Annotated in this window: 19 protein-coding genes; 13 read left to right on the top strand and 6 right to left on the bottom strand. The window is 42.5% G+C overall.

Translation table 11 applies throughout. The features are described 5' to 3' along the window. The first annotated feature begins 1 nt into the window (after window position 1). The 6 genes from AC2TF5_RS10935 (at window position 2) to AC2TF5_RS10960 (ending at window position 3,551) form a co-directional block, all read left to right on the top strand. Complete coding sequence (locus AC2TF5_RS10935; RefSeq protein ID WP_241929558.1) at window positions 2-340, top strand: Na(+)/H(+) antiporter subunit C; 339 nt, start codon at window positions 2-4, stop codon at window positions 338-340. Then, window positions 333-1,814, top strand: a complete 1,482-nt coding sequence (locus AC2TF5_RS10940) for a Na+/H+ antiporter subunit D (protein ID WP_491302183.1) — start codon at window positions 333-335, stop codon at window positions 1,812-1,814. Before AC2TF5_RS10935 ends, AC2TF5_RS10940 begins: the two co-directional genes overlap by 8 nt. Window positions 1,815-1,819: 5 nt before the next feature. Then, window positions 1,820-2,296, top strand: coding sequence for a Na+/H+ antiporter subunit E (locus AC2TF5_RS10945; protein WP_491302184.1), 477 nt, complete (start codon window positions 1,820-1,822; stop codon window positions 2,294-2,296). Continuing rightward, window positions 2,296-2,580: a Na(+)/H(+) antiporter subunit F1 gene (locus tag AC2TF5_RS10950; protein ID WP_241929555.1), complete on the top strand. Its 285-nt coding sequence runs from the start codon at window positions 2,296-2,298 to the stop codon at window positions 2,578-2,580. The genes AC2TF5_RS10945 and AC2TF5_RS10950 overlap by 1 nt, the downstream gene beginning before the upstream one ends. Further along, window positions 2,573-2,950 carry a monovalent cation/H(+) antiporter subunit G gene (mnhG, locus tag AC2TF5_RS10955; RefSeq protein ID WP_491302863.1) on the top strand — a complete coding sequence of 126 codons (378 nt, stop codon included), beginning with the start codon at window positions 2,573-2,575 and terminating at the stop codon, window positions 2,948-2,950. The genes AC2TF5_RS10950 and mnhG overlap by 8 nt, the downstream gene beginning before the upstream one ends. A 76-nt stretch (window positions 2,951-3,026) precedes the next feature. Beyond that, a complete protein-coding gene (locus AC2TF5_RS10960) occupies window positions 3,027-3,551 on the top strand; it encodes a hypothetical protein (protein ID WP_491302185.1) in 525 nt (174 codons plus the stop codon). Between the two features lie 54 nt (window positions 3,552-3,605). On the opposite strand, the gene AC2TF5_RS10965 is transcribed toward AC2TF5_RS10960, so the two are convergent. Then, window positions 3,606-4,214: a TVP38/TMEM64 family protein gene (locus AC2TF5_RS10965; protein ID WP_491302186.1), complete on the bottom strand. Its 609-nt coding sequence runs from the start codon at window positions 4,212-4,214 to the stop codon at window positions 3,606-3,608. 323 nt (window positions 4,215-4,537) lie between these two features. Between AC2TF5_RS10965 and AC2TF5_RS10970 the strand changes: the two genes are divergently transcribed. Continuing rightward, a complete protein-coding gene (locus AC2TF5_RS10970) occupies window positions 4,538-5,404 on the top strand; it encodes a YitT family protein (RefSeq protein ID WP_491302187.1) in 867 nt (288 codons plus the stop codon). A 172-nt stretch (window positions 5,405-5,576) separates the two neighbouring features. On the opposite strand, the gene AC2TF5_RS10975 is transcribed toward AC2TF5_RS10970, so the two are convergent. From AC2TF5_RS10975 to AC2TF5_RS10985, 3 genes are all read right to left on the bottom strand, one after another. Beyond that, window positions 5,577-5,789: a hypothetical protein gene (locus AC2TF5_RS10975; protein ID WP_491302188.1), complete on the bottom strand. Its 213-nt coding sequence runs from the start codon at window positions 5,787-5,789 to the stop codon at window positions 5,577-5,579. 23 nt (window positions 5,790-5,812) lie between these two features. After that, a complete protein-coding gene (locus AC2TF5_RS10980; RefSeq protein WP_491302189.1) occupies window positions 5,813-6,382 on the bottom strand; it encodes a thymidine kinase in 570 nt (189 codons plus the stop codon). A 148-nt stretch (window positions 6,383-6,530) separates the two neighbouring features. Next, the gene (locus tag AC2TF5_RS10985; protein WP_491302190.1) at window positions 6,531-6,863 is read right to left on the bottom strand and encodes a hypothetical protein; all 333 of its coding nucleotides are present in this window, start codon (window positions 6,861-6,863) and stop codon (window positions 6,531-6,533) included. 261 nt (window positions 6,864-7,124) lie between these two features. On the opposite strand from AC2TF5_RS10985, the gene AC2TF5_RS10990 reads away from it, so the two are divergent. Further along, the gene (locus tag AC2TF5_RS10990; protein WP_491302191.1) at window positions 7,125-8,702 is read left to right on the top strand and encodes a sensor histidine kinase; all 1,578 of its coding nucleotides are present in this window, start codon (window positions 7,125-7,127) and stop codon (window positions 8,700-8,702) included. A gap of 55 nt (window positions 8,703-8,757) precedes the next feature. Here the strand turns inward: AC2TF5_RS10990 and AC2TF5_RS10995 are convergent, their stop codons facing one another. Then, on the bottom strand, window positions 8,758-9,831 hold the full coding sequence (locus AC2TF5_RS10995; protein ID WP_491302192.1) for a branched-chain amino acid aminotransferase: 1,074 nt from the start codon (window positions 9,829-9,831) through the stop codon (window positions 8,758-8,760). Window positions 9,832-9,954: 123 nt separating this feature from the next. Between AC2TF5_RS10995 and AC2TF5_RS11000 the strand changes: the two genes are divergently transcribed. Both AC2TF5_RS11000 and AC2TF5_RS11005 read left to right on the top strand, forming a co-directional pair. Continuing rightward, window positions 9,955-10,854, top strand: a complete 900-nt coding sequence (locus AC2TF5_RS11000; protein ID WP_491302193.1) for a LysR family transcriptional regulator — start codon at window positions 9,955-9,957, stop codon at window positions 10,852-10,854. Window positions 10,855-10,911: 57 nt separating this feature from the next. Then, complete coding sequence (locus AC2TF5_RS11005) at window positions 10,912-11,253, top strand: DUF952 domain-containing protein (RefSeq protein WP_491302194.1); 342 nt, start codon at window positions 10,912-10,914, stop codon at window positions 11,251-11,253. A gap of 169 nt (window positions 11,254-11,422) precedes the next feature. Here the strand turns inward: AC2TF5_RS11005 and AC2TF5_RS11010 are convergent, their stop codons facing one another. Next, window positions 11,423-12,094 (bottom strand): O-methyltransferase, encoded by a 672-nt coding sequence (locus tag AC2TF5_RS11010; protein ID WP_491302195.1) that lies wholly within the window; start codon window positions 12,092-12,094, stop codon window positions 11,423-11,425. Window positions 12,095-12,225: 131 nt separating this feature from the next. On the opposite strand from AC2TF5_RS11010, the gene AC2TF5_RS11015 reads away from it, so the two are divergent. The 3 genes from AC2TF5_RS11015 (at window position 12,226) to AC2TF5_RS11025 (ending at window position 14,506) form a co-directional block, all read left to right on the top strand. After that, window positions 12,226-13,122: a LysR substrate-binding domain-containing protein gene (locus tag AC2TF5_RS11015; protein ID WP_491302196.1), complete on the top strand. Its 897-nt coding sequence runs from the start codon at window positions 12,226-12,228 to the stop codon at window positions 13,120-13,122. 147 nt (window positions 13,123-13,269) lie between these two features. Next, the gene (locus AC2TF5_RS11020) at window positions 13,270-14,031 is read left to right on the top strand and encodes a DUF2935 domain-containing protein (protein WP_491302864.1); all 762 of its coding nucleotides are present in this window, start codon (window positions 13,270-13,272) and stop codon (window positions 14,029-14,031) included. 76 nt (window positions 14,032-14,107) lie between these two features. Beyond that, a complete protein-coding gene (locus AC2TF5_RS11025; RefSeq protein WP_491302197.1) occupies window positions 14,108-14,506 on the top strand; it encodes a YmaF family protein in 399 nt (132 codons plus the stop codon). The last annotated feature ends 36 nt before the right edge of the window (window positions 14,507-14,542 follow it).

The following is a 14,542-nucleotide window of genomic DNA, read 5'->3' on the forward strand; positions in this document are numbered from 1 at the left end:
CATGGAATTATATATGTCACTTGCGATCGGTGTTTTGTTTGCTGTTGGGGTGTACTTGATTCTCTCCAAAAGCCTGCTTCGCATCATTTTGGGAACTTCTCTAATTTCACATGGGGTTAACTTGCTGCTGCTGACAACGGCTAAGCTTAAGACAGGTGCAGCACCGCTGTTAGGGGAACAGGCGGAATCGTATGTTGATCCGCTCCCACAGGCGCTTATTTTGACGTCCATTGTTATCAGCTTCGGCGTGACGTCGTTCTTTTTCGTACTTGCTTATAAAGCGTATCAGCGGCTCGGGACTGACGATATGGAAGAATTGAGGGGGGAAGAGGATGAATAATTTGATCGTTCTTCCGCTCCTGATTCCATTGCTCACAGCAGTTATCCTCATTTTCCTTTCTAAAAGAGTAAAGGTGCAGCGATGGATAAGTCTGGTCAGTGTCTTCCTTAATGGGGTATCGGTTGTGCTCATTATGGATCAGGTTCAGGAGAAGGGGATTCAGACGTTATATATGGGTGGCTGGTTGCCGCCATATGGCATCGTGTTCGTGGCGGATATGTTTGCGGTACTGCTTGTGCTGACAACACTAATTGTGGCGGCAGGATGTCTCTTATACGCTTTTTACACGATTGGCGAGCAGAGAGAGAAGTATTACTTCTATCCGTTTTTTCAATTTCTATTAGCGGGTGTTATCGGTTCATTTCTGACCGGTGATCTGTTTAATTTGTTTGTCTGCTTTGAAGTCATGCTTATATCTTCCTATGCGCTGATCGTTCTGGGAGGTACCAAACGACAGCTTAGAGAGACGCTAAAATACATTTTGATCAACATCATTTCGTCTGCGCTGTTTGTTGCTGCCATGGCTAATCTTTACGGTGTGGTCGGTACACTGAATATGGCCCATTTATCCGTTCGTGTAGCAGAAGCAGGACAAGGCGGCTTACTGAGTGTGATCGCCATCATGTTTTTGATTGTATTCTCATTGAAAGCAGGGCTGTTCCTGTTCTTCTGGCTGCCGGGGTCCTATAGTGTTCCTCCCGCAGCTGTAACTGCGTTATTCGGTGCACTGCTGACAAAAGTAGGGTTGTATGCGATCATCCGTACGTTTACGCTCATCTTTTATCACGACCAAGGCTTCACGCACAATATCATTGCTTGGATGGCAATGGCTACAATGATTCTGGGTGGGCTTGGAGCTGTGGCGTACAAGGATATTCATCGGATTCTTAACTATAATGTGGTCATCAGTGTCGGATTTATCGCTTTCGGTTTGGCTGTAGCAACGAAGGATTCGCTTGATGGCGCGGTGCTTTATCTCATTCATGACATGATTGCAAAAGCGCTGATGTTCATTCTGGGAGGAATGATCATCTCCGCTGCTGGTACGAACAAGCTGAACGAGATGGGCGGATTAATTAAACGTTACCCGCTTCTAGGATGGATGTTTTTCATTCTAGCCTTGGCTCTGGTTGGGATTCCACCCCTTAGCGGTTTTCCAGGTAAAGTACTGATGGTTCGCGGCGGTCTGAGTGAAGGTGAGTTCCTGCTGACGGCGGTTGCGGTAGCTTCGAGCCTGATTGTGTTGTACTCCTTAATGCGTGTATTTATAGGAGCATTCTGGCGGGAAGATCACATGCTGCCTGTTCGGGACAAGAAAAAATGGCATGGTTCGGCTTATGTATCTGCAATCGGTCTATTAGTATTGGTTATTGGACTTGGGGTCGGTTCGGAATGGATTTATTCCTTCGCCGGACAGGCGGCTGAGGTTCTAACCAATCCGTCGATATACATTGAAGCCGTGTTAAAGGAGTAGTGGAGATGGGCCTTCAAATTGTATTAAATCTAATCATCGCCTTCGTCTGGATGTTTCTTTATTCGGACTGGTCTCCCCAGCGATTCATCCTTGGATATCTGATCGGTGCCATCCTCATTGGACTTTTAAACCGATTCTGGCCACGTGGATTTTATTTACGGAAGTTATGGGCGATTATTGCACTGCTCTTGCTGTTTCTGAAAGAGCTGTTTAAGTCGAGTTTTACCGTACTTGGTCAAGTTATTAGACCGAGACTGGATATTCGCCCGGGTATTTTTGCATATGAGACGGAGCTGGAAAGTGATTGGGAGATCACCGTGTTATCTTGCCTTATTTGTCTGACCCCTGGCACGCTGACCATGGAAGTGTCCCATGACAAACGGACGTTATACATTCACGCCATGGATATAGAGGATAAGGGCGATGTTGTTCAACAGATCAAGGATACCTTTGAAAAAGCAATTTTGGAGGTGACTAAGTAATGCTTAATAACATGCTTATCGCTTCCCTGGTTATATTGTCGCTTGCTATGCTCGGATGCTTATATCGGTTGATCAAAGGTCCTTCCATGAACGATCGGATTATGGCGCTGGATACGATCGGAATTATTTTGCTGTCTATGATCGCTGTTCTTTCGATGTTGTTTCGGACAGAAGCGTATTTTGACATCATATTGCTGATTGGTATTCTGACATTTATAGGCTCTACAGCCTTGGCAAGATTTATTGAAAGAGGTGATGTCATTGAACGGAGTAACGATGAGTGAAGTTGGAGAACTGTTGATCGGGCTATTGGTGCTGATCGGTGCGTTGATAAGCGCTGTGAGCGCATTTGGCTTAATCCGCCTGCCTGATGTGTATTTGAGATCGCATGCGGCGACCAAAAGCTCAACATTGGGCGTTCTCTTAATACTAGCAAGTGCGTTTCTGTACTTTATGTTCTATGTAGACCATGTTAGCGCTAAGCTTGTGTTAGGTATTATCTTTGTATTCATCACGGCACCGGTTGCAGGCCATCTGAATGGGAGAGCCGCTTACCGCTCAGGTGTTCCACTGTGGGATCAAAGCACGCATGATGACCTTCGCCCTGCACTCGAGAAGGAATATAAAAACAGCAAGGATAGAGGTGCAAAATAGAAGGATCACACAAAAATAAGTATATTGACATTTACTGGATCGTTGGCGATATAATAATGCTGAAGGAGCTGATATATTGTCAATGGTCCATTTGAACCGTCATGAATTCAATAGTCTGGATGAGATGTCACTCGGAACAACGTGTTTTGAACCGTTAATTCAAGCTTTCAAGGAAGTTCGTATGCGTGGAGGGGATGAGCGTACTTTCTATGCGGGTCTATCAGAGGGGCAACAGCAGCTGTTTATCTTTCGCGTGTATTATAATCACGTACATCACTCGCCGGAGGAATTATTTTGGTGGAGCGCATATTTCCTGGCTCAGCCACCGAAATGGTGGGCCTTGAAAGGCAGTTTCCAGGTTCATGGAGATGAGGATGCTACCCGGTTATTGGAAGATATAGAAAGCTTATTGACTGCTAAAGGGTATTCCCAGAGTTTAGAAATATTTAATGTTTCCCGTTCGGATATGACGGAGAACCTTGAACTTCTGAACTCATTTAACGATTACTATGAAAGGCTTCAAAAACACACTGAGGTAATTCATCAAAGGATTGCTCAATATATCCGTTCTCATCCCGATGAATTTGTTTATTTGGAATAGAAGAACGAAAAAACCGCCGATATGGCGGTTTTTTAATGTATAGAAGTGTTTATGTTAGGCATGTTGGTAGCGGTTCTCCATCTTTTTTCCTGCGAGCCACAGCAGCCAAAGGACACCAATGGCAATCAGTATACGCCACGGCTGATGAATGAATCCCTGCCAGTCATGACCGATAAAAGCGACCATAAAAATCATGACCGATTTGCCTGCCATAACGGCAATGATGAATGTTCTTATGGATACGGTACTAATACCGGAGGCTACATTGATGAGCGATGATGGGGTAAAGGGAAAGCAGTAGAGTATGAATATTGGAGTAAAACCTTTTTCCTCAATCCAGTGAAAGAAACGCTGTGTTCCCGGCATTCGCTTTTGGATGTACAGTCCGAGCTTTCCTCCCAGTTTACGTGCCAGCCAAAATACAGCAATGGAGCCGGCGCACACGCCGATCCATGAGAACAGGAACCCCAACCACAAGCCATAGGCGGCTGCGTTGCCCATTACAATGACGATAAGCGGCAGAATCGGAAGAAATGCTTCAATGAAGGGAAGTAATATGCCCGGCAGAGGGCCCAGGCTGGAATACTTGTGAAGCCAGGATTCTACCTGATTCATGTCGATATTTTTCATAAACGTCAAAACCTGCTCAATCCAATCTAACATAATAAGTACGATCTCCCCTATGGTTATCTGTTTATTTAAATAATGCTTTTATTTGATAAACTTATGCAGTCGTTTTATGTAAAAAATCAATGAATTTTATTATATCATATTAACCCATTGGGCCGCATATGAGCAAATCGGGGGTTTGAAAAACAGTTGTTAGAAGATATTGAATGCGGGTAATTTTTTTAGTTTGTCAGGAGATAATGCTGATGTAAAGCAACAATATTTGATCATTGCTAAGAATTCCTATATTATTATTTAAGTAATTTTCGACAATTATCGCGAAAGCGATGATATTCTACACTGAAGGGGTCCTCTGCATGTCCAAAAAGCACCGAAAGCTATCTGTCGGCGAGATCATCAAACGCTTCATTTTTATTACACTTGGAGCTATCATGATGGCCGTAGCACTCGAAGTATTCCTCGTCCCTAATACCATCATTGATGGAGGGATAACTGGTATTTCTATCGTTTTATCCAAAATTACTCCTATTGCACTTGGATTGTTCCTTTTCTTGTTCAACCTGCCTTTTCTGTTTATTGGTTACAAGCAAATTGGCAAAACGTTTGCCATATCCACGCTGTACGGCATTATCGTCCTATCAGTTACAACGGCGCTGCTTCATAATGTTGAGCCTTTTACGAATGAAAAAATATTGGCCGTTCTCTTCGGCGGATTGATTCTTGGATTTGGGGTAGGGCTGGTAATCCGTAACGGCGGGGCGCTTGACGGCACGGAAATCGTTGCTATTCTTCTCTCCAAAAAAATGCGTATACCCGTTGGCCAGATCGTTATGTTCATCAACGTATTTATTTTTATTGTAGCCGGTTTTGTTTTCGGTGCAGATTCAGCGATGTTCTCCATCTTCACCTATTATATCGCCGCGAAAGTTATGGACATAGTTGTTGAAGGTTTGGACGAGTCCAAATCCGTTACAATCATCTCCAATGATTATGAGGATATTTCAGATGCGATTAACGATCGCCTAGGACGCAGCACGACTCTGCTGTATGGTAGAGGAGGTTACTCCAAGGGAGAGACTCAAATGATTTACTGTGTAGTTAACAGACTTGAAGTATCTAAACTGAAAACCGTCGTCCAGGAAATTGATAAGAACGCATTTATTTCGATTCAAAATGTTGCGGATGTACTTGGCGGCAGCAATGTGAAGAAAGATATTCATTAGACGTAATAGACTACAGAAAGCATCTCATGTGTCAGAACGCATGGGATGCTTTTTTATTTCATACAAATAGTTAATTTATCTTGAAAAAATTTAGTAATCTTTATTCATTTAAATCCAACAAAAAGCCCTTTACAGGTATAACCTAGCAAAGGGCTTTTTGTTATAGATTGATTTATTTCCGTATCTCAAAAAATTCGCATTCATCACGTTTATGGTAACCGAGAGAGCTGACACCGGATTGTGTAATAATCGTCTCATTTGTAAACCGGATAACGATCGTACCGGAATCAATGAGATGATTATCTTTAAATATTCGAATTTTGTACTGGAGATCCGCTGCTTCCTGAAAATCCTGGTCTGTAATCAAAGGTCTGACAATAGGCATGACGTTGGTTGTGTCTCCTTTTATTATAGTGGGGGATTGGTGTGACATTTGCGGCAGACAGGGAAGTAGGTGTCGTTCCCGCCAATGACGATCTGCTCTCCGGTGTAGACAGGCTTTCCGTCTTTTACCCGAAGGTTCATAATCGCTTTACGTTCACAAAACCAGCAGATCGTTTTCATTTCTTCGATTTTATCTGCGTATGTCAACATGAGGCGGCTTCCTTCAAAGAGCTCATTCTGAAAGTCGTTCTTGAGCCCGAAACCCATCACTGGGACGTCTAGCTCATCCACAATACGAACCAGCTGTAGGATACTGCTCTTGCTTAAAAATTGACATTCATCAACGAGAACACAGTAAGGTTTAGGTTCATGACTACTTACAATTCCGTATATATCGGTATTCTCCATGATCGGAGTAGCTTGTCTTCTAAGGCCGATCCGGGAGGAGACATATCCAACTTCATCGCGGTTATCTAAGGCTGAAGTGAAGATTAGGACCGGTTTACTTTGTTCCTCATAGTTGTGTGCAACCTTCAAAATTTCAATCGATTTTCCGCTGTTCATTGCTCCATATTTGAAATATAACTGTGCCATTCTCATTTCCTTTCCCGTTGAACATGTAAAGTACATATCATTTTCTCATTATCAGGTGGTGTGTGTAAATAACAAATCTTATGAAAATAAAGACTGCAGTGCAGTCAATTGACTACAATGCAATCTTTTAGTCTAATCCAGCCTATATTTAATGGTGACAGCACCGAATCGCGATAACGAGTAAAATAAACAGAACCAGTTCTGGAGCGACACCTTTTTTGATAACAGGCACATGAACTGGGGCAGGTACACAACCGTGACCATGGATGTGACCATGCATGTGACCGTGATGGACGTGACCATGCATGTGATCGTGATGGACGTGACCATGCATGTGTTCGTGATGGATGTGACCATATCCATGTCCAGTCATGTGGTGCCCACCACCCCATTCTGTTTTCATATGAACATCAGGAACACCTTTTTCAGTTCTTAAGGGTCCCGTTCCTGCTCCGCCTGTTACTCCACCCAGACCAGCCATTACAACAGCTCCTTCTTGTTAAGTTGTGTGTTTATCTTGGGTATAGTATGACGGTAAGGACAGATGTACCTGTGCCAATACCCATACGGATTAAAGTTTTCTTTGGATCATCAATTAAAAGTGTCTTTTTTAAACTTTACTGACCGAAACTGTCAGTGAAGTTTTTTTGTACTTTAACTGTTCAGAACACCTATTTATGTTATAACATATGAAAGTGAATGATTAGTAACATTTGTAAGTTGAGTTTGGGAGTGATTTCGATTGTCTATTAATATTATCAAACTCCTGTTTGTTCCTTTTATTTCCCTATTTATTATCGTCTCATCGATTTTATTAGGGAAACATGTGAGTTTGGGACTGATGATTTTTACAGCTTTGTTATTATCAGTGAGTTTGGCTCTGGATTGTAAATACCCGAGACTCAAAGCGTTTCAGTTTATCTTTTTAGGTGCATTTCATTTCGCCAGCAATTTAAATTGGTGTATACTGCTGTATTACATCGTGATTATTAATCTAAACCAGCACAAAGAGAAGTTTAAAGAGACGATGCCCGTGGGCTTTCTGCTAGTCCTGCAATACTCCATCATTCGACTGACCTACACTCCATTAGATGAATACAACTTGCTCGTATCGATTTTTGATATCATATCATTGTTTGTTATCATTATGACGTTCCACATTATTATCCGTATTGAATCGGAGAAAATAACTTTAACGAAGCAGAACGATTACCTCATTAATCATGATTCGCTTACTGGTTTCCTGAATTACGAAGGCTACATGAAAACCGTTCAAGAGCTTACCGATAACAGGACTAACTTTCAGCTTGTACTGCTCGATATTAACAACTTCAAATCATTGAATGCCAAAGATATAGCCACAGCAAATGAGATTCTTATTCATTTTTCACGCTCTATACAAAACCACTTCACGAACATGCTTGGTTCCGCCCGATATGCAGGAGATCGGTTTGCGATTCTTCTACCATCTACTGATAGGGTAAGGGATTTAATGCCTTTTGATGAACTCGGCATACAGATCACCTACAGCGTAACTAAATTTCCCCAAGAAGCATCAACATTTCAAGAAATCATCAGCATGGCCGAAGAAAGAATATTCCAAATGCGTAGAGAAAGCTGGCTAAAAACCCAGGAAGAATTCATGCGCTCCGCTAAAATGAAAACGGTCGGCGAATTAGCGGCCGGTATGGCTCATGAAATCCGCAATCCATTAACAGCGATTAAAGGGTTTGTCCAGCTCTCCAAAATTCAAAATTACAACATTGAGCCATGGTATGAAGTCATCATGGGTGAAATAACGCGGGTCGGAGAGCTGACCGCAGAGTTTCTTCAGTTTTCCAAGCCTCATGCGAGCAATATGAAGCCGGACTCTTTACGTTCTTGTATGACCAGAGTCTTCTCTCTTTGTGAATCCGAGGCAGCCTCTCGCGGTCATTCGTTTACGATGGATATTCTGGATGATTCGGCTATGGTTTATATGGATAGGGACAAAATCATCCAGGTCATGATTAACCTTATACGTAACGCATTTCAGGCGATGGAGACGACAGGTCATGTCCAGTTCTCATTACATATAGAGGGTAAGACTGCAATAATTGAAGTTTCGGATACAGGGAAGGGAATAGCCGAAGCAGATATCGATCAAATTTTTGATCCGTTTTATACAACCAAAGAAGAAGGAACAGGGCTTGGGTTATCCTTATGCCAAAAAATCGTGGAGGATCATGGAGGCTCGATTTCCGTTCAAAGTGAGTTGGAGAAGGGAACTGTCTTCACGATAAGGCTACCGATTTCAGAAGCCCCAGTTTCTACAATATAAAAGGAACAAGGCTCCCAGGAATGAACATCTCCAGGAACCTTGTTGTTATTACTATTTAGATATTTACTTCTACCATCCAGCCGAACGGATCCGGTATGGTTCCGCGCTGAATGCCTGTTAATGTGTCGTACAGCTTACCGGAGATTTCACCTGTCTTGCCATCAGATATGACACGTTTTTCATCAAGCCAGTCAAGTTCACCGATCGGAGAAATGACAGCTGCAGTACCTGTGCCGAATGCTTCTTCCAGAGCGCCGCTCTTTGCGTCGTTGAACAGGTCTTCGATGGACATCGTACTCTCTTCCACGGGAATGTCCCAATGCCGTAGCAACTGAATAATCGAGCTCCGGGTAATGCCGTCCAGGATACTTCCATTTAGTGCAGGGGTATGAACGGTTCCATTGATCTTGAAGAAGACGTTCATACTGCCGACCTCTTCGATATATTTACGGTGGACACCATCCAGCCACAGAACCTGGGAGTAACCCTTTTCCTTAGCAATTTCTTGTGCCTTCAAGCTGGCAGCATAGTTACCGGCGGTCTTAGCTTCACCAATTCCGCCTCTTACCGCACGCACATATTCACTTTCTACAAATATTTTAACTGGGTTCACACCTTCTGCGTAGTAGTTGCCTACTGGCGACATGATGATGATGAACTGATAATGGGTTGAAGCATCAACCCCAAGCGCCGGCTGCGTTGCAATAACAAACGGACGGATATATAAAGAGGTACCGGGTTCCGTAGGAATCCATTCCTGATCAACGGCAATTAGGCTTTTCAATGCATCAAGAGCTAACTCTTCATCCAATGCCGGCACACCCAGACGTTCATTCGAGCGGTTTAGACGCTGAATATTTCTTTCCGGTCTGAAAAGAAGGACCTTTCCTTCTGTGGTTTTGTATGCTTTCAATCCTTCAAAAATCGTCTGGCCGTAATGAAATACTTTGGCAGCGGGGTCCAGTACGATCGGTTGATAAGGCACGATCCGGGGTTCATGCCAGCCTCGATCGTCAGTGTAATCCATAATGAACATGTGATCTGTAAAGTGAATACCGAACCCTAACTCATGTTGAAGCGGTTTTTGTTTTTTCTTTGTTGTTGTTTGGATATCTATTGATCTAGCCATTGTTCCCATCGCTCCCTAACATATTTATTCTTAATTGAATGCTATCACTTCAGAAGGTATATTTAAAGTATCTATTTTGTTTAATTATCATATCATTTAGGTATGGGCGGACAGGTGAATGTTATGGACATGCGACAAATGAAGTATTTTCTTGCCATTGCCAGGGAAGGTCAAGTCACCCGTGCGGCCAAGCAGTTGAACATGGAGCAGCCACCGCTTAGCCGTCAGCTGAAGCTGATGGAAGAAGAGCTGGGCGTCAGATTATTTGATCGAACCTCCAAACGCCTAAACCTGACGGAAGCAGGGGAGCTTCTTAGGCAGAGAGCAGAGATTTTGCTGGCACAGTTTGATGAAACCATTAAGGAAGTCAAGGAGATAGAAGAAGGTGTAAGGGGAGTTCTCTCACTTGGATCCGTGGTATCTTGTATATCATTGTTGCCGCACCGCATCCAGTTGTTTAGAGAAACATACCCGCAGGTGACCTTTAAGATTCTGGAAGGTGATCATATTTATTTGGGAGAGCTGCTGCAGAAACGAGTCATTGAGCTGGTTGTAGCCAGGCTTCCTTTTGAAGCACTGACACATATTGATCATTGTGAGGTGCTTCCTCTTCCATCAGATCCTTATGTAGCCGTCATTCCAAGTTCGTGGACTTCTCAGATCGGAAAAAAGTCCGTACAGATGAAGGAACTTGCACACTTTCCATTCCTGACCCTGAAGACGGACAAGACGACACGTATGCATGAGCAGGTCATGAATGAATGTAAACGTCACGGCTTTCAGCCTAATATTATCTGTGAATGTTCGAGTGTGGCGATTATTATGTCACTTGTAGCAAGCGGGATCGGAGCGACGATCTTTCCTAAATCGGTCATGTCATCATACCCCGTCAGCGTTGTTCAAATGCTTGAAATCGAGGATGCAGACTTCCAATCCGAAGTGGGGATTGTCTGGCTTAAGGACCATTATTTATCCAAAAGTGCTCAGCGTTTCATTGACAGTTTTAGAGAGAGGTCCATATAGCGAATTAAATAGAGATAATATATGATTTACTTATATGAATGAAAGGTGGGCGAATCTATGATTATGCATATCTTGAGTTATTCGGCTTGGAGACAGACCCTTCAGGATGGGGAGTACGCTCCAGCAAGTTTAAAAAAGGAAGGCTTTATTCACTGCTCCAAACCGGATCAGGTTGTTGACGTTGCGAATTCTATATACAAAGGTCAAACCGGACTCTTCCTGTTGTTTATAGATGAAGAGAAGGTTGAATCAAATATCGTATATGAAGATTTGTACGAGTTAGGAAAGCTTTTTCCACATATATATGGACCTTTAAATTTAGATGCGGTCACCCAGATTGTAGAGTTTATACCAGATGAGGACGGAAACTTCACGTTGCCAACCGGAGTCCTTCTTTGAAATTCTTCACTAAGCAGTGGTATGAGGAAATGCATGTCAGAAAAAACGTTTGACAATACGAAAATCGGTACTGGTGATCGATCTGCGTTTGTTGATAAAACAGTGTTCATGAAACCATCGTCTTCTGTAAACCAGAAGACGATGGTTTTTGCTACTGATGAAGATTGTATTAGCTATTTACGATACCTAATACAAAACCATCATAACCTTTACTGCCAACCGTCTGAATGGCAGTTGCCGTAATCTTGGGTTCCTCAGCTAACAGATCATAAAACGTCCTTACTCCTTTGACACGGGGGTCTTGACTATTTTCATTAATGACCTCGCCTTCACGAATGACATTATCTCCAATAATAACAGTTCCAGGATGAGAGAGATGAAGTGCCCATTTTAGATAGTTTGGATTATTTGGTTTGTCAGCATCAATAAATATAAAATCAAAGGGTTCTACACCCTCCCTTTCCATTTGAGCCAATTGATCTAAAGCTTCTCCTACTCGAAGTTCTACAATATCACTTAGCTGAGCAAGGGATATATTCGCCTGTGCTACCTGAGCATGAACTGGGTTGAGTTCCAATGTCACTAATTGTCCATCAGACGGTAGTGCTCTCGCCAACCAGATTGTACTGTATCCCCCCAATGTACCAATCTCCAAAATTCGTTTTGCGCCTTTCATTTGAGCTAATAAGTTTAATAACTTCCCTTGACTTGGTGTAACATCATAGGGTGGTAACCCTGCCTGTTGATTTGCGGACAACACTTTTTCCAGTACAGAGTCATGTGGAATCAGACGCTCCGTAATATACTGATCAACCTTCACCCATGTATTCGCTTGATTCATACTTATCACTTCTCCTCTTAATTTTTTTACCTTCAGCTGTATTGTATGTGAGAATTAATCATAAAAATAATATATGTTTCTGGTTGATTCATACATATAATATATATATTTAAAGCGAAGGGGGCGTATAAATGAATTTACATGCATTACGCTTATTTCATGTGGTCGCATCTACTGGAAGCGTGACACGCGCTTCAGAATTGTTAAATATAAGTCAGCCAGCTATTACCGCTCAAATTAAGAAATTTGAGAAAGAGTTGTTACTCACCCTGCTTAAGCCTCTAGGAAGAGGGATTGCACTAACTGATGCTGGTGAAGAGCTTGCTTTACTTGCAAAAAGACTTTTCGCGGTTGAACAGCAAATTGAACAATTCGCTCAGGATTATCGTAATGGTACGAAAGGATGCATTAGATTAGCCGCAACGTATTTACCCGCTCACTTCCTGATACCCGCATGGATCGCAAAGTTCAAACAACAATATGAACAGGTTGAAATGATGATTACTACGACCAATTCAAGTGATGCGCTGAGGCAACTTTTAAATGTAGATGTGGATATCGCTATTTATGGGGGGATAGCCGAGAAATATCCGGACACGATTCTGACAGAGGAATTGTTTCAAGACGAGTTATGGTTTGTAGTTGCACCTAATCACCGATATGCGAATCAGCAAGTTACTCTGTCCGAAATGATGAAAGAACCTTTTGTTATGCGTGAGGAAGGTAGTTCAACTAGGGAGAGACTATTATCTTTATGTCGTACATACAATTCATCAGTTCCCACAATCTCTTTGCAATTTAACGGACTGCATGAAGCTATCACAGCTGTTATTGCCGGATACGGTGCAAATTTCGTCTCATCATTGGTTGTGCGCGAATATGTAGAACGTGGTGAGCTGTCCCGAGTTTATGTTGAAGGAATCCATTTAAAAAATTCAATTGCTATTTGTACACGAAAAAACGAACCATTATCAGCTTCCTCAATGAACCTCATTCAGATGATCCGTCAAAATCCATATATCAAATAGTGGCGTTGAGTTTTGACATATTGAAACAAGCATATTACATATATTGTAAATAAATGAGGATAAGTAAAATTTACAGGAGGAGGGATGAGGTTGACAGATGCTTTCGTGGCACGGTCGTTAGACGAGATACAATTCTGGTCAAGAATCATGAAGGAGCACTCCTTGTTTCTTCGATTAGGCTTTAGATGCGAAGATACCCAGCTTATTGCCGAGGCGATGCAGTTTCAAGCCACTTTCGAAGATATCGAGAGAAGGTCCCACGCATATTCTTTAAATACGGATCCTTCCACGATTAGGGAGTTTAATTCGGAAGTGCAAAACGCAGCAACTCATATTTGGGCGTTTAAAAGAAAGGTGCTCGGTCTCATATTACGATGTAAACTTCCCGGGCAAACCAATTTTCCGCTATTGGTCGATCATGTAAGCAGAGAAGCGAATTATTTTCGAAATCGGCTCCATGAATTGAATACTGGGCAACTGGAGCCTTTGCATGATGCGATTATCGACGAAAATGTATTTTTCTTAAGAATCATGGCTGACCATGCAAAATTTATAGGCCATCTGCTGGACCCCTCAGAGCGGAAGCTTGTAGAGCAGGCTAGGGAGTTCGGTCATGAGTTTGACCAATTGATGTTTCAGGCTATAGATTTAAGTTCGATGCGACCACAATCACAAACCGTACCGTTATTAAGTCAATTTGTCGATGAAAACAAAGTATCGGTAAAGTCCCTTCGCGATTTCAAGAAAACAGCGGCTGACTTGATTGAGCAGTGCCGAATAAAGAGCATTATTCATCCGTTGTTGGCAGACCACGTGTTCCGCGAAGCCGAAAGGTTCCTCTTCATTCTTGAAATGTTTGATCGATCCTTATCAGGTCATCATGTCAACAAAAGAGAATTGCTCTTTTAAGCTGCAAAGTCATTGAACCATCTTCTCTATTTTCCATATATTGAATCTTAAATGGGATCTAGGGAGGGGCTTTTTCATGAGCAAACCAGTAAAAGGGGTTTTGTTCTGTTTAGACGATTCTGATGCTAACTCTGAGCATTCTCATAAGCTGTTTATTACTTCTTGGGACGGTAAACCTGTTAACCTTCATGTTCATCCATTTTCCGGTAATACCTCGTATGATGTAGGTCATTATCATCACTATGCCGGCATTACAGAGGCTGCACCATCCGGAGTTCCGCATGTCCACAATTATTATGCCGTAACTTCATTTAATGATGGGCACAAGCATACGATTAGGGGCACGACAGGGCCTGCATTCCCTTTATCGGAAGGGGGCCATTATCATCATTTTGAAGGCTACACTACGGTTAATGGAGCAATTCCGCATACCCATAAATACGCTGGAAACACAGGGAATGAAAAAAGCTATTAAACCAATATGAATCAGACCGGGCTGCTTGTCATGGCA

This window comes from Paenibacillus sp. JNUCC 34 (assembly GCF_058269055.1).

Coding starts and splice junctions, on each gene's coding strand:
- AC2TF5_RS11025 (WP_491302197.1), top strand. CDS start 14,108: ATGAGCAAACCAGTAAAAGGGGTTTTGTTCTGTTTAGACGATTCTGAT.
- AC2TF5_RS10940 (WP_491302183.1), top strand. CDS start 333: ATGAATAATTTGATCGTTCTTCCGCTCCTGATTCCATTGCTCACAGCA.
- AC2TF5_RS10980 (WP_491302189.1), bottom strand. CDS start 6,382: ATGGCACAGTTATATTTCAAATATGGAGCAATGAACAGCGGAAAATCG.
- AC2TF5_RS10970 (WP_491302187.1), top strand. CDS start 4,538: ATGTCCAAAAAGCACCGAAAGCTATCTGTCGGCGAGATCATCAAACGC.
- AC2TF5_RS10965 (WP_491302186.1), bottom strand. CDS start 4,214: ATGTTAGATTGGATTGAGCAGGTTTTGACGTTTATGAAAAATATCGAC.
- AC2TF5_RS11000 (WP_491302193.1), top strand. CDS start 9,955: ATGGACATGCGACAAATGAAGTATTTTCTTGCCATTGCCAGGGAAGGT.
- AC2TF5_RS11015 (WP_491302196.1), top strand. CDS start 12,226: ATGAATTTACATGCATTACGCTTATTTCATGTGGTCGCATCTACTGGA.
- AC2TF5_RS10950 (WP_241929555.1), top strand. CDS start 2,296: ATGCTTAATAACATGCTTATCGCTTCCCTGGTTATATTGTCGCTTGCT.
- AC2TF5_RS10995 (WP_491302192.1), bottom strand. CDS start 9,831: ATGGCTAGATCAATAGATATCCAAACAACAACAAAGAAAAAACAAAAA.
- AC2TF5_RS10935 (WP_241929558.1), top strand. CDS start 2: ATGGAATTATATATGTCACTTGCGATCGGTGTTTTGTTTGCTGTTGGG.
- AC2TF5_RS10975 (WP_491302188.1), bottom strand. CDS start 5,789: ATGCCTATTGTCAGACCTTTGATTACAGACCAGGATTTTCAGGAAGCA.
- AC2TF5_RS11005 (WP_491302194.1), top strand. CDS start 10,912: ATGATTATGCATATCTTGAGTTATTCGGCTTGGAGACAGACCCTTCAG.
- AC2TF5_RS10945 (WP_491302184.1), top strand. CDS start 1,820: ATGGGCCTTCAAATTGTATTAAATCTAATCATCGCCTTCGTCTGGATG.
- mnhG (WP_491302863.1), top strand. CDS start 2,573: ATGAGTGAAGTTGGAGAACTGTTGATCGGGCTATTGGTGCTGATCGGT.
- AC2TF5_RS10985 (WP_491302190.1), bottom strand. CDS start 6,863: ATGGCTGGTCTGGGTGGAGTAACAGGCGGAGCAGGAACGGGACCCTTA.
- AC2TF5_RS11010 (WP_491302195.1), bottom strand. CDS start 12,094: ATGAATCAAGCGAATACATGGGTGAAGGTTGATCAGTATATTACGGAG.
- AC2TF5_RS11020 (WP_491302864.1), top strand. CDS start 13,270: ATGAAGGAGCACTCCTTGTTTCTTCGATTAGGCTTTAGATGCGAAGAT.